Origin of the sequence: Pseudomonas inefficax (genome assembly GCF_032164165.1) — a bacterium.
Taxonomy (GTDB): Bacteria; Pseudomonadota; Gammaproteobacteria; order Pseudomonadales; family Pseudomonadaceae; genus Aquipseudomonas; species Aquipseudomonas inefficax.
On the sequence record NZ_CP134401.1, the window covers coordinates 5,377,358 to 5,391,608 of the forward strand.

Annotated in this window: 10 protein-coding genes; 9 read left to right on the plus strand and 1 reads right to left on the minus strand. The window is 65.0% G+C overall.

All coding sequences use genetic code 11. From position 1 onward, the window contains the following. The first annotated feature begins 28 nt into the window (after nt 1-28). The 8 genes from RIN61_RS24190 to RIN61_RS24225 all read left to right on the plus strand — a co-directional run bounded on the left by RIN61_RS24190 (nt 29) and on the right by RIN61_RS24225 (nt 11,693). Complete coding sequence (locus RIN61_RS24190; protein ID WP_112249295.1) at nt 29-976, plus strand: LysR family transcriptional regulator; 948 nt, start codon at nt 29-31, stop codon at nt 974-976. A gap of 33 nt (nt 977-1,009) precedes the next feature. Continuing rightward, nucleotides 1,010-1,963 carry a LysR family transcriptional regulator gene (locus RIN61_RS24195; protein ID WP_112249294.1) on the plus strand — a complete coding sequence of 318 codons (954 nt, stop codon included), beginning with the start codon at nt 1,010-1,012 and terminating at the stop codon, nt 1,961-1,963. Nucleotides 1,964-2,278: 315 nt separating this feature from the next. Next, on the plus strand, nt 2,279-3,820 hold the full coding sequence (locus RIN61_RS24200; protein ID WP_112253896.1) for a UxaA family hydrolase: 1,542 nt from the start codon (nt 2,279-2,281) through the stop codon (nt 3,818-3,820). Between the two features lie 34 nt (nt 3,821-3,854). After that, complete coding sequence (locus tag RIN61_RS24205) at nt 3,855-4,913, plus strand: Ldh family oxidoreductase (protein WP_207879075.1); 1,059 nt, start codon at nt 3,855-3,857, stop codon at nt 4,911-4,913. A 20-nt stretch (nt 4,914-4,933) separates the two neighbouring features. Next, nucleotides 4,934-6,151 carry a fumarylacetoacetate hydrolase family protein gene (locus tag RIN61_RS24210; RefSeq protein WP_313854649.1) on the plus strand — a complete coding sequence of 406 codons (1,218 nt, stop codon included), beginning with the start codon at nt 4,934-4,936 and terminating at the stop codon, nt 6,149-6,151. Nucleotides 6,152-6,249: 98 nt separating this feature from the next. Continuing rightward, nucleotides 6,250-7,557 (plus strand): MFS transporter, encoded by a 1,308-nt coding sequence (locus RIN61_RS24215; protein ID WP_181457406.1) that lies wholly within the window; start codon nt 6,250-6,252, stop codon nt 7,555-7,557. 228 nt (nt 7,558-7,785) lie between these two features. Beyond that, a complete protein-coding gene (locus RIN61_RS24220; RefSeq protein WP_112253900.1) occupies nt 7,786-9,435 on the plus strand; it encodes a VRR-NUC domain-containing protein in 1,650 nt (549 codons plus the stop codon). Then, complete coding sequence (locus RIN61_RS24225) at nt 9,432-11,693, plus strand: ATP-dependent DNA helicase (protein ID WP_112253901.1); 2,262 nt, start codon at nt 9,432-9,434, stop codon at nt 11,691-11,693. The genes RIN61_RS24220 and RIN61_RS24225 overlap by 4 nt, the downstream gene beginning before the upstream one ends. On the opposite strand, the gene RIN61_RS24230 is transcribed toward RIN61_RS24225, so the two are convergent. After that, a complete protein-coding gene (locus RIN61_RS24230) occupies nt 11,690-12,871 on the minus strand; it encodes an NnrS family protein (RefSeq protein WP_207879071.1) in 1,182 nt (393 codons plus the stop codon). The two genes, RIN61_RS24225 and RIN61_RS24230, sit on opposite strands and share 4 nt — an antisense overlap. A gap of 214 nt (nt 12,872-13,085) precedes the next feature. Between RIN61_RS24230 and RIN61_RS24235 the strand changes: the two genes are divergently transcribed. Beyond that, entirely contained in the window at nt 13,086-14,000 is a 915-nt protein-coding gene (locus RIN61_RS24235; protein WP_087500663.1) for a site-specific integrase, read from the plus strand. Nucleotides 14,001-14,251: the final 251 nt, after the last annotated feature.

The window sequence follows — 14,251 nt, forward strand, 5'->3', positions numbered from 1 at the left end:
AATCTTAACCAGCGATACCGGATTCGATATGTCTCGCTTGCCACCCGACAGCGCCCAGGTGCCTGCCAGCCTCGGCGCATTGAAGATCTCCAGCCGTCAGATCACGCTGCTCAACGCCTTGGGCGAGTTCGCTAACCTGCGCCGTGCTGCCGCGGCGATGCACACCACGCAACCGGCAGCCAGCCTGTTGCTGCAACAGCTCGAGGAACGCCTGGGCGTACGCTTGTTCGAGCGTTTGCCCCGGGGCATGCAAGCGACGCTGTATGGCGAAGTGATGATCCGCTATGCGCAGAATGCGCTTCACGAGTTCGAGCACGCCCAGGCGCAGATTACCGAGCTGGCGCGCGGGGCACGGGGCCTGGTACGGGTGGGCAGCGTCATGGGCCCGGTGCCGGGCGTGCTGACCAAGGCGGTACTGGCCTACAAGCGCGACCACCCCAAGGTGCGCATTTCCCTGGAGGTCGGCACCAGCGACACCTTGCTGCCGGCCTTGCTGCGTGGCGACTTCGACATGGTGGTTGGTCGGCTGCCAGACCAGAGCGACAGCCAGGACCTGAACATCGAACTGTTCGAAGGCGGTGAGCAGATGCGTGTTATCGCCCGCGCCGGCCATCCGCTGGCCAATGCCGCCGGCCTGCAACTGGCCGACCTGGTGGCGTTGACCTGGATCCTGCACCCCATCGGCAGCCCGATGCGCCGCCGCGTCGAAAGCGCCTTGCAAGCCGGCGGCATGGTGCAGTCGCTGGATATCGTCGAAACCGCCTCGATCCTGGCTACCACTGCCATGCTCGAAGCCTCCGAGATGATTGCGGTGGTGCCCGATGACGTGGCCAAGCATTATGCCCGCTATGGCATGGTCGCCATCCTGCCGGTGGAGCTGCCGCTGGCCATGGCCAACCTGGGCGTGCTGACCCTGCGCTCGCGGCCCAACTCGGTTGCCCTGGACACCTTGCTGCACTACCTGCGGGCGCAATAGCCCCGCCTTTTCATTTGCCTGAGGCCTGCGTCAATGCCGCCGGACATGACCCATTCCAGCTTTTGCAACTGGATCCGCTACAAGCACCTGGTGTTGATCGACACCTTGGCGCGCACCCGCAACATGCACGCCACCGCCACGCGCATGAACCTGAGCCAGCCGGCTCTGAGCAAAATGTTGCGTGATCTTGAGGAGCAGTTCGGCTTCGCCCTGTTCGAGCGCCTGCCGCGGAGCATGCCACCCACCGAGCTGGGCGAATATGTGGTGCGCTATGCCCAAGGCGCGCTGGCCGAGTCGCAACAGTTTGTTGACCAGGTAAACCGCTTGCGCAATGGCGGGCACGGCTTTATCCGCGTCGGTGGGATTTTTGCCGCCACCGCGCTGGTGCTGCCGCAGGCCATCGCCGCGATCAAGGCACGCAGCCCGTTGCTGTCGATCGAAGTGGTGGAGCATTCCAGCGATCACTTGTTGACCATGCTGGAGCAGAACAAGCTCGACATCATGATTGGCCGCTTCACTGAAGAGCGTTTCAGCCAGCTGTTCGATTTCCAGCCACTGGAGCCAGAACCGTTCAGCCTTGTGGTCAACAGCGAACACCCACTCAACCAGCTGGAAAGCACGCCGCTGACGGCGCTGGGCGACTGGCCGTGGGTGCTGTACCCGGTGGGCACGCCGATCCGCAACCGCCTGGAGCAGGCCTTCCGGGTTGCCGGCATCGCCACGCCTGCCGACAGCGTCGAAACCATTTCCATGCCGATGTTCCTGCAATTGCTGCAGGCGGCACCGATGATCGCCATGTTGCCGCGCTCGATGGTTGCCGCGCAGCTGGCCAGTGGCCAACTGAAAGAACTGCGCAGCCCCTTGCACCTGGCGGCGCTGGAATACGGCGTGGTTACCCGCAAGGACGAGCCGCTGAGCGCTTCGGCCCGGGCGTTTGTCGAGATTTTGCTGGAGGGCGCTCGCCGTCGCCAGGAGGAGCATAGATAAAGCCGATACGCGGTCAACTGTAGGAGCGGCCTTGTGTCGCGAAAGGGCTGCGAAGCAGCCCCAGGGTTTCAGCGCAGAAGCACGAATTGCCGGGGCTGCTTCGCAGCCCTTTCGCGACACAAGGCCGCTCCTACAAGGATCGTGCAGCGGTCCAAGATTGTCTTCAAACGTGATTGATAAACATGCTCTGAGACCATCTTCTGATAACTCAGGGTTATCGTTCGATCGGATCATCTCATTGGGAATGTTGCCCAAGGCTTCTTACAGTGGTCGCAGCCATAACAAGAAGCCAGCCGCACCGCCCTGAGAGGTCCCATGCAACTGATTGCCAAGTCCGGTGACCTTGCCGTCATCCGCCTCAACCCGCTGGACAACGTGCTGATCGCTCGCCAGGCCCTGCCGCAAGGCCTGCGCCTGGACGCCGAGGCGATTATTGTGCGCCAGCCGATCCCCTCAGGCCACAAGCTCGCTACCGAACGTGTCGAGCAGGGCCAGCCTCTGCGTCGCTACGGGCAGATCATCGGGTTTGCCTCGCAGGCCATCGACGCCGGCGAGCATGTACATGTGCATAACGTGCAGATGGGCGATTTCGCCCGTGACTACGCCTTCGGTGTCGACACCCGCAACCAGCCCGGCAGCGAGGCGCAGTTCCAGGGCATAGTGCGCGCCGATGGCCGGGTCGCCACCCGCAATTACATCGGCATCCTGACCTCGGTGAACTGCTCGGCGACCGTGGCCCGGGCCGTGGCCGACCATTTTCGTCGCGATATCCACCCTGAAGTGCTGGCCGACTACCCGAACATCGACGGCGTGGTGGCGCTGACCCACGGCGCCGGCTGTGCGGTGGACCCCAGCGGTGAAGCCCTGGGCCTGTTGCGTCGTACCCTTGCCGGGTACGCCGTACACCCCAATTTCGCTGCCGTGCTGATCATCGGCCTGGGTTGCGAAACCAACCAGATCGAAAGCCTGCTGGAAACCCAGGGCCTGCAGGCCAGCGCCCAGCTGCGCACCTTTACCATCCAGGGTATCGGCGGCACCTGCAAAACCATCGCCGCCGGCATCGAGCAGGTCAAGGCACTGCTGGCCGAGGCCAACCAGGTGCAGCGCCAGCCGGTCAGCGCGCGGCACCTGGTGGTAGGCCTGCAATGTGGCGGTTCCGATGGTTATTCCGGCATAACCGCCAACCCGGCGTTGGGCAATGCCGTCGACCGCCTGGTGGCCGCCGGTGGCACCGCGATTCTCTCCGAGACCCCGGAAATCTACGGTGCCGAGCATTTGCTGACCCGCCGTGCGGTCAGCCGCGAGGTCGGCGAAAAACTGGTGGCCCGCATCCGCTGGTGGGAAGACTACTGCCAGCGCATGAACGCCGAGCTGAACAACAACCCCTCGGCCGGCAACAAGGCCGGGGGCCTGACCACCATCCTGGAAAAGTCCCTCGGCGCTGTGGCCAAGGCCGGCTCCAGCAACCTGGTCGATGTGTACCAGTACGCAGAAGCGGTGCGCGCCCAGGGCCTGGTGTTCATGGATACCCCCGGCTACGACCCGGTTTCGGCCACCGGCCAGGTGGCGGGCGGGGCCAACCTGATCGCCTTCACCACCGGCCGTGGCTCGGCCTACGGCTGTGCCCCGGCGCCATCGATCAAGCTGGCCACCAACAACCGGGTGTTCGAGCACCAGGAAGAAGACATGGACGTCAATTGCGGCGGCATCGCCGATGGTTCCACCAGCATCGAGGAGCGCGGCGCGTTCATCTTCGAACAGATGCTGCGCATCGCTTCCGGTGAGCGCAGCAAGAGCGAACTGCACGGCTACGGGCAGAACGAATTCGTGCCCTGGCAGATCGGCGCCGTGACCTGATCGCCAGCCCTGTGCCATTTCCGAGGCAACCGCAATGACTCAAGCCACACATTACAACGTGCAAGCGCTCAATACCTTCGTCGAGCGGCTGTTCGAAAAGGCCGGTGCCGATACCGAAGTCGCCCAGGTAGTGACCCGGGTGCTCCTCGAAGGCGAGTTGCTGGGCCATCGCACCCATGGCCTGAATTTGGTCAGCCGCTACATCGACGGCATGCTCGGCGGGCAGGTCAAGGCCCGTGCGCAGGTACTGGAGCAGGTGTCGGACAGTGGCATTTCCAGCCTGTTCGATGGCCACTACGTGTTGGGGCCGTACTGCGTCAGCCGTGCCCTGGACTGCGCGGCAAAGGGCGCCACTTCGCAGGGTATCGGCATCGCCGTGGTACGCCGCGCCGCGCATATCGGCTGCCTGGCAGCCTACCTCAAGCCTTACACCGACCAGGGCCTGGTGGCCATGCTGTATTCCTCGGACCCGTCGGTAGGGCTGGTCTGCGCCCATGGCGGCGTCGATCCGGTGTATACCCCCAACCCGATCGCCGCGGGTATCCCGACCCAAGGCGAGCCGATTCTGCTGGACGTCAGCATGTCCACCGTCACCCTCGGCCTGGTCGGCCAGTGTCGCGACGCCGGTAGCCGTCTGCCGCATTCGGTGCTGGTAAGCAATGACGGGCAACTGAGCGACGACCCGCGCGACTTCTTCACCAGCCCGCAAGGCAGCATCCTGCCTTTGGGTGGCCAGGCCTTTGGCCACAAAGGTTTCGCCCTGGCGCTGCTGGTCGAAGCCTTGACCTCGGGGCTGGCCGGCCATGGCCGCAAGGATGCGCCAGACCAGTGGGGGGCCTCGGCCACCGCCGTGGTTATCGACCCGCAATTCTTCGGCGGCCTGCAAGCGTTCACCGACGAAACCAGCTTCCTCGGCCGACTGATACTGGCCAGCCGGCCGCTGGACCCCGAGCGCCCAGTGCGCCTGCCTGGGCAGGCTGGCCTTGCCTTGCGCCGCCAAGCCCTGGAGCAGGGCGCAAGCCTTTCGTCACAGCTGGTGGCCGACCTTGACCGCCTGGCCGGGCAGCTGCAACTGCCGGCACTTTCCCAATGAATGACAGTAAGGGTACACAGATGACTGATCGAGCGAACGGCAAGCGACCGCTGCCTCTGAAACACGATGCCAGCGCGTTCGACAGCGGCAGTTGGGTAGGGCGGGTGTGGCTGCCGGAGCAGGGCCCTGCGGTAGTGCTGGTGAGATCTGGCGCCGTGCACGATATCAGCGCCCATGTAGCCACCGTCTCGGCCCTGCTGGAAGTGGCCGACCCGGTGGCCTACCTGCGCAGCCTGCCGCTGGCCGAGCCGCTGATCGGGCTGCCAGCCTTGCTGGGCAACAGCGACCCGGCCCGGCGCGACCCGCACCAGCCATGGCTGCTGGCTCCCATCGACCTGCAGGCGGTGAAGGCCGCTGGGGTGACCTTCGCCACCAGCCTGCTGGAGCGCGTGGTGGAAGAGCAGGCCAAGGGCGACCCGGCCAAGGCCGATGCCATCCGTGACACCCTGGCCAGCCGCATCGGTGCCGACCTGTCACAGATCGTGCCGGGCTCGGCCCAGGCCGAAGCGCTGCGCAAGGTGCTGGTGGAGCAGGGCCTTTGGTCGCAGTATCTGGAAGTGGGGATTGGCCCGGACGCCGAGGTGTTCACCAAGGCCCAGCCGCTGTCGGCGGTCGGCCACGGCGCCGACATCGGCATCCACCCCAAGTCGAGCTGGAACAACCCGGAGCCTGAAGTGGTGCTGGCGGTGTCGAGCGATGGTTGCATCAAGGGCGCGATGCTCGGCAACGATGTCAACCTGCGCGACTTCGAAGGCCGTAGCGCCTTGCTGCTGTCCAAAGCCAAGGACAACAATGCCTCCACCGCGCTCGGCCCGTTGCTGCGCCTGTTCGACGAAAGCTTCGGCCTGGACGATGTGCGCGCCGCCGAGGTGGAGTTGCAGGTGGTGGGTGAAGACGGCTTCATCCTCGCCGGCAGCAGTTCCATGCGCCAGATCAGCCGCGACCCGCAGGACCTGGTGCAGCAAACCCTCAACGAGAACCATCAGTACCCCGACGGCCTGGTGCTGTTCCTCGGTACCTTGTTCGCCCCCAAACAGGACCGCGACCAACCGGGCAACGGCTTCACCCACAAGCCGGGCGATGTAGTGAGCATCAGCAACCCTCAACTGGGTACCCTGTGCAACCGCGTGACCACCAGCGACCTGGCGCCGCAGTGGCACTTTGGCCTGCGTGCACTGATCGACAGCCTCGGCCGGCGCGGCCTGCTGGACGTTGCAACCACCGCGCGCCTGCCCTGAGCGGCGCGCTGCGTCAGGGAGGGCGCAGCTTGAACGAAGGATCGCCACGGCGCTGACAGCGCGGCAACAATAATAATAAAGGTCATCACATGAACCCTATGAAGAAGTACCAACGCATCACCGTCGTGTTCCTGCTACTGATCGGCATCGTCAACTACCTGGACCGTAGTGCACTGTCGATCGCCAACACCTCGATCCAGAAAGACATGATGATCAGCCCGTCGCAGATGGGCATCCTGTTGTCGGCGTTTTCCATTGCCTATGCCTTCGCCCAGCTGCCGATGGGCATGATCATCGACCGCCTGGGCAGCAAGATCGCCCTCGGTGCCTCGCTGCTGGGCTGGTCGGTAGCCCAGGCAGCGTTCGGCATGGTCAACAGCTTTGCCGGCTTCATGGGCCTGCGGGTGCTGCTGGGGATTGGCGAGGCGCCGATGTTTCCGTCGGCGGCCAAGGCCCTGTCGGAGTGGTTCGATGCCAACGAACGCGGCACCCCGACCGGCGTGGTCTGGTCCTCGACCTGCCTCGGCCCGTGCCTGGCGCCACCCTTGCTGACGCTGTTCATGGTCAACTTTGGCTGGCGCGGCATGTTCATCATCACCGGTGTGATCGGTGTGGTGCTGGCGCTGTGCTGGCTGACCTTCTACAAAAGCAAGGCACGCTACCTGGCGGAGCTGGCTGCCGAAGGCAAGCCGTTGCCGAGCGGGCAGCAGGCGCCGGCAGCCGCTGCACAAGCGCCGAAGGCCTCGTACTTCGCCGGCTGGCTTGACCTGTTCAAGCACCGTAGTACCTGGGGGGCGGTGCTGGGCTTCATGGGCGTGATCTACATGCTCTGGCTGCACCTGACCTGGCTGCCTGGGTACTTCGAGCGCGAGCATGGCCTGGACCTGTACAAGACCGCCTGGGTGGTGTCGCTGGCCTATGGCTTTGGTGCCGCGGGCACGATCGTCGCCGGGCGCTTCTGCGATTTGCTGGTCAAGCGCGGCATGAGCGTGCTGGCCAGCCGCAAGTTCAGCGTCATCACCGGCCTGGTGCTGGCGGCGCTGTTCACCCTGCCGCTGTCGTTCGTCACCGGCCTGACCGGTTGCGTCATCCTGCTGTGCCTGGCGCTGTTCAGCATCAACATGGCCAGTGCCACTGCCTGGATGATCGTCAACACCATCGTCGACAGCCAGCGCGTGGCCTCGTTTGGCTCGATCCAGAACTTCGGCGGCTACATCGCCGGCTCGGTGGCGCCGATCGTCACCGGCTTCAGCATCCAGTATTCGGGATCCTTCACCACGGCGTTCATGATCAGCGCGGTGGTGGCGCTGTGTTCGGCGGTGGCCTACTTCCTGCTGTTGCAGGCGCCGATTGGCAGTGCCAAGGTCAAGGCGGCGGAGATGGTTGCCGCGACGGAACAGGTGTGAATTCTGGGGGGCGCTTTGCGCCCCAATCGCGACGCAAGGCCGCTCCCACAGGTCTCGCGCGGGTTTCAGCAGCACTGCAATACCTTGTGGGAGCGGCCTTGCGTCGCGATTGGGCTGCAAAGCAGCCCCCAAGCCGATAGCCGATCGTTGAGCTGACCCACGGCACTTGCCAGGCATGCTGGTCTGTATGTATAACCAGTATTCATTCCAGCCGCCTGACCCCACACAGTGATCGCCCATTCCGTCGACGACCCGTTCTACTACCTGCACAATTTCCGCCAGGTGCTGCTGTGGGTCGAACAGCGCTACGAAGACCTGCTCGACGAGCAGGAACTCGCTTTCATCCGCACCTTCGGCCAACTGGACGCCCCGGCACAGGCCCTGATGGTGCGCATGGTCATGCGCAAGGGCGAGCTGTTTCGCAGCGACCGCCTCGATTATGCCGAAATCGGCGATACCGGGCAGGCCCTGCAGCCGCTGCTGGCCCTCGGCTGGGTGCGGGAACCCGCGCAACTGGCGCTGGAACAATTGTTTGCCCTGCTGCGCAAGGACGAACTTGCCCGCTGTTTTGCCCCACAGCTGAGCCGGCCCCGCGCCGCCAAGCATGACCTGCTTGCACAACTGCAACCCCTGGGCCTGCAAGCCCGGTCATTGGCCGAGTGGTTCCCGGACAGCGGCATGCGCATCCTCCAGTGGTGCCTGCAGCCTTTGTGCGACCGCATGCGCCTACTGTTCTTCGGCAACCTGTACCAGTCCTGGTCGGACTTCGTTCTCGCCGACCTCGGCCTGTTGCGCTACGAACAGGTGCCGTTCAGCACCGACTCGCGTGCCTTGCAGCAACGTGCCGAAGTCGACCTGGCCATGGCCTTGCACCAGTGCGCCGAGCGCCTGGAGCAGGGTGACGACCCGCTGTCGATCCTGGCAGCCATGCAGGGCCTGCACAGCGACAACCCGTGGCTGGCCCGGCGCCATGCGCGCCTGCAATTCGCCCTGGGCCAGCAATGCGAACGCCTGGGCGACTGGGCGCAGGCCATGGCCGTATACAGGCAGTGCAGCCATGCCCAGGCGCGCATCCGCCAGGTGCGGGTGCTGGAGCGCAGCGAGCAGTGGCCCCAGGCCCATGCGCTGGCGCTGCAACTGGCGGCGGCACCGGCCAATGCCCTGGAAGTGCAGGCGCTGGAACGTATGTTGCCGCGCCTGGCCCGCAAACTCGGTGGCCCGCCACAGCGGCGCCAGCGTGTCGCGCCCCTGGAACTGATCGAGCTGGAGCTGCCCCGGGAACTGGCAGCGCTGGGTGTGGAGGAGGCGGTATGCCAGCACCTGGCCGAAGCCGGTGGACATGTGCATTACGTGGAGAACACGCTGTTCAACAGCCTGTTCGGCCTGCTGTGCTGGGAGGCGATCTTCGCCCCGGTGCCTGGCGCGTTCTTCAACCCGTTCCAGGCCGCCCCACAGGACCTGCACGACGGCGACTTCCAGCAACGCCGCAGTGCTCTGTTCGAGCTTTGCCTGGGGCGGCTCGAAGATGGCAGCCATCACCGGGCGATTCTCGACTGCTACGCCGCCAAGCAAGGCCTGCAGTCGCCGTTCGTGTTCTGGTCCACGCTCAGTGAGCAATTGCTTGAGCAAGCCCTGGCCTGCCTGCCGGCGGCCCATTTGAAACAGTGCTTCCTGCGCCTGCTGCAGGACATTCGCAACAACCGCGCCGGCATGCCCGACCTGATCCAGTTCTGGCCCGAGCAGGGGCGCTACCGCATGGTCGAGGTCAAGGGCCCAGGCGACCGCCTGCAGGACAACCAGTTGCGCTGGCTGGAGTTTTGCCGCGCCCACGGCTTGCCTGTCGCGGTGTGCCATGTGCGCTGGAGCGAAACGCCGTGAGCTACAGCGTGGCGGTACGCGCCTTGTGCGAATTCAGCGCCAAGGTCGGTGACCTGGACCTGCGCTTCACCCCATCACCCACCGCCCAGGAGGGGATCGAAGGGCATCGGCGGGTGGTGGCGCGACGCGGTGCGGGCTATGAGTCGGAAATTGCCCTCGAAGGCCAGTTCCAAACCCTGAAGGTGCGTGGCCGCGCCGACGGTTACGACCCCGCCTGCAACCGCCTGGAAGAGATCAAGACCCACCGTGGCGACCTGTCGCGCCAGCCGGCCAACCATCGCCAGCTGCACTGGGCGCAGGCCAAGGTCTATGGCTGGTTGATGTGCCAGGCAAGGCAACTGCCGGCCATCGAGGTGGCGCTGGTTTATCTTGACGTCGACAGCGATGGCCAGACGCTGATCAGTGAACACTGCACGGCTGCCGAACTGCAAGCCTTCTTCGAAACCCAGTGCCAACGCTTTCTGGCTTGGGCACAGGGGCAGGAGCAGCGCCTGGCCGAGCGTAACCAGGGCCTGCAAGCCCTGGGCTTCCCTTATCCGGTGTTCCGCCAAGGCCAGCGACAACTGGCAGAAACCCTGTACAAGGCGGCGAGCACCGGCCGTTGCCTGATGGCGCAGGCCAGTACCGGAATTGGCAAGACCCTCGGTACGTTGTTCCCCCTGCTCAAGGCCATGGTGCCGCAGCAACTGGACAAGCTGTTCTTTCTCACGGCCAAGACCCCGGGCCGGGCCTTGGCCCTGGATGCCATGCGCCAGATCACCGGCGCCACGCCGCAGCCGGCCTTGCGCACGCTGGAACTGATCGCCCGCGACAAAGCCTGCGAGCACCCCGACAAGGCCTGCCATGGCGAGTCCTGCCCCTTGGCCGCAGGCTTCTACGATCGCCTGCCGGCCGCGCGCGCGGCGGCGGCAGCGTTGCCGCTGCTCGACCGCGCCCAGCTGCGCGAAGTGGCCCTGGCGCACCAGGTGTGCCCGTATTACCTGGGCCAGGAAATGGCGCGCTGGGTAGATGTGCTGGTGGCGGACTACAACTACTACTTCGATGCCCATGCCTTGTTGTTCGGCCTGACCCAGGCCAACCAGTGGCGGGTCGCGGTGCTGGTGGACGAGGCGCACAACCTGGTCGAGCGCGGCCGCGGCATGTACAGCGCCAGCCTCGACCAGGGCCAGCTGCTGGCCCTGCGCCAGAGCAAACCGCACGGGCTGACCGGTGCGCTGGACCGGCTGAACCGGCAGTGGAACGCCCTCTACAAGGAGCAGCGTGCGCCGTACCAGGCCAGCGAGTCGCTGCCAGACGCTTTGCTGCGTGCCTTGCAGCAATGCATCGGGCTGATTCAGGAGCAGATGAACCAGGCGCCTGCGCAAGTGGACCCGCAGGTGCTGCAGTTCTTCTACCAGGCGTTGCAGTTCAGCCGGGTTGCCGAGCTGTTCGACGAGCACTTCCTGTTCGACATCAGCCAACGCCAGGGCCCGCGCAAGCGGCGGCTGGCCACCCTGTGCCTGCGCAATGTCACCCCGGCGCGGCTGTTGGGCCCGCGCATGCAGGCGGCGCGCAGCGTGACGCTGTTTTCCGCTACCCTGAGCCCACGGCATTTCTACAGCGACCTGCTGGGCATGCCGGCCGATACCGCCTGGCTGGAAGTGGCTGCGCCGTTCCGCGCCGAACAGCTGGAAGTGCGCATCGCCAGCCAGGTATCCACCCGTTACCAGCAACGCCAGGCTTCGCTGGCGCCGATCGTCGAGCTGATTGCCCGGCAGTACGAGCGCATGCCGGGCAACTACCTGGCGTTCTTCAGCAGTTTCGAGTACCTGCAACAGGTGGCCGCGCTGCTGGCCGAACGGCATGCACAGATACCCATGTGGGCCCAGGAGCCGGGCATGGACGAAGCTGCTCGTCAGGGCTTTCTCGACCGTTTTGTGGCGGATGGCCGCGGGGTGGGCTTTGCGGTGCTGGGCGGTGCATTCGGGGAGGGGGTGGACTTGCCGGGCACGCGGCTGATCGGCGCGTTTGTCGCCACCCTCGGGCTACCCCAGGTCAACCCGGTCAACGAGCAGTTCAAGCAGCGCCTGGGGCGGCAGTTTGGTGCGGGGTTCGATTACGCCTATCTCTACCCGGGCGTGCGCAAGGTCATCCAGGCGGCAGGCCGGGTCATCCGGGGCGACCAGGACCGTGGCGTACTGGTTCTGATCGACGAGCGCTTCGCCGAACCCCGGGTGCAGCAGATGTTCCCTGGGTGGTGGCCGACGCCGGGAGGCTAGCCCGGCATACCGTCAACTCGTGGCCGCAGCAAAATGGGCAGGTAGTGGCGCAGGAACAGCAATAGTGCCAGGCTCCAGCACACGACCGAAAGGCTCACCCCCAGCGGCGTGAACAGCGGCAGCACCACCCTTGCCAGCGCCGCCAGTTGTATCAAGGCAAAGGCCCAGGCAATGCTGGTCGGCACGTGCAGCGGCCTGCCGGTGTGGCCCAGGCTGACCCGTGCCATCATCGCCAGGATCAAGCCGCTCATGGCGCCCACGGTCAGGGCGTGGGTCACCAGGCTCGGGCTTACTGCCACCCCGGCATGCCACAACGCCATGCCCAGGCAGGCAATGGCAATCCAGGCATAGGCCAGGTGCAGCGACCACAGCAGGGGCACCCGCCACAAACCACGTTCATGCCACAAGGCCAGGCGGGCCGTATGCAGGGCGAACAAGGCGCCGAACAGCACGGCCAGGGCGATACGTGGCGTATCGGCCGCGCCCGAGGCAAAGGCCAGCGGTACCGCCACGCTCAGCAGCAGGCATGCCCGGTCCAGCCAGGGGCGGGCAGGGGCCGGGGCCATGTTGCCCAGGCCGCGCCGGGTGAAGAACGGGATCACCCGCCCGCCAAGCACGGTCATCATCGCGACCACCAGCCACAACCCGGCAAACACCCCTCGGCGCTGCCACAGTTCGTCCTGGCGCAGCCAACCGACCAAGGTCAGCCACTGGCAGGCGGCGATCAGCAGCACCAGGCCGACGATCGGGTAGTTGTTACGCAAGCGCCGCTGCACGATCGGCCGTGCCAGGGCCAGTGCCACCAGTGGCAGGAAGCTGCCCTCGACAACTACCAGCAAGCTGCCCGGTAACGGCAGGAACCAACTCGCCCGGCCCAGCAGCCAAAGCAGGAACAAGCCCTGCAGCGCGCGCCCGCTCAAACCTGGAATACCGCTCCAGTTCTGCACTGCAGTGAGCAGGAAACCCGCGATGATGGCGACAGCGAAGCCATAGAGCATCTCATGGCGGTGCCAGGCAAGCATGCCGCCGGGGGGCGTGGACTGCAGTGCTCCGGCCAGCACGCCGGCCCACAACAGCAAGGCAAGTAGCGCGAACAAACTGCCACCCAGGAAGAATGGGCGGAAACCCAGGCCCCAGACGGCATGGCGTGGGCGTGAATCGACCGGCTGCACAAGCATGGGCGGACCTTCGTTCGTTCAGTAGGCTCAATTGGGGTAAGATCACGATCCGTGCCAACTTCAAACCCCTTGCATATCAAGGTGATGGCACCTCTTCGGGTCAGAATGACATGCGTATCCTGCTGTTGTTTTGACCTGCTTGTTTGTCGTATTGACTTGCTTCAGGGTTTGGCCCGTTCACCGCTGGCCAACGCTTCGCTACAGGATTCACGTTTTGTCCGACCTCTCGAAAAATCCGCTGCTGCAGTACATGGCCCGCCTGGCCCCATCCAGCCAGCAAACCATGCGCTACATCCTTCAGGACGCTGCCGACCGGCTGGGTTTTGTCGACTGCAATATCGTCGATGTGCCCTGGCATCGGCTGGAGCCCGGCCATGTGATCGCCCTGGTGGCGGCGCTGCGTGCTGACGGTTATGCCCCCAACAGCTCGTCGCTGTACGTCAACGCCATCCGCGGTGTGATGAACGAAGCCTGGCGCCAGGGCCTGATCGATCACGAGCAGTTGCTGCGCATTCGCGAGGTCAAGCCGGACACTGGCAGCCGGCTTCCGCCGGGGCGCAACCTGCGTCGCAGCCTGATTCGCGAGCTGATGGATGTGTGTGCGGCCGATCCACGGCCGCAGGGTGTGCGTGACGCGGCGATCATCGCCTTGCTTTACGGTACCGGCATGCGCAAGTCGGAATCGGTGGACATCGACCTGGACCAGGTCGACTTCGAGGCGCGCAGCCTGCAGGTGCTGGGCAAGGGCAACCGTCAGCTGATCAAGTACGCCCCGCCATGGGCGTTCGAGAAGTTGCAGGCCTGGCTGGACCTGCGCCGCCAGGACTTGCCGGCAGGGGCCGAGGACGACCCGTTCCTGTTCAACCGCATCCGCCGTGGCAGCCATATCACCCGGGCGCGTATCACCAAGCATGCCATTTACTACATCGCCCGCCAGCGTGGCGCGCAGGTGGGCGTGAAGATCATGCCGCACGACTTCCGTCGGGCGTTCATCACCCGGGTTATCGAAGAGCACGACCTGTCCATTGCACAGAAGCTGGCGCATCACGCGAACATCCAGACCACGGCCATTTATGACCGGCGCGATGACAACGAGCGTCGGCGTGCGGTGGACCGCTTCGATTACTGAGGCTCTGCCGCTGTATGGAAAACTTGCTCCATCCCTGTGGGAGCGGGTTCACCCGCGAACACGGGCGAAGCCCGTGCCATGCACTGAGTTGGATTCTTCGCGGGTAAACCCGCTCCCACAGAGGCCGTCTCGCAGCACCGGGTAATTTTTTCCTTGAGATGGCCCGGCACCGAAACAGGGCCAAAGCACGCCCCCGCTTTGTGCGCCATCCCCCTGTATGCCCGATGCCAGAGCGGCTTGGGCAAAAGTTT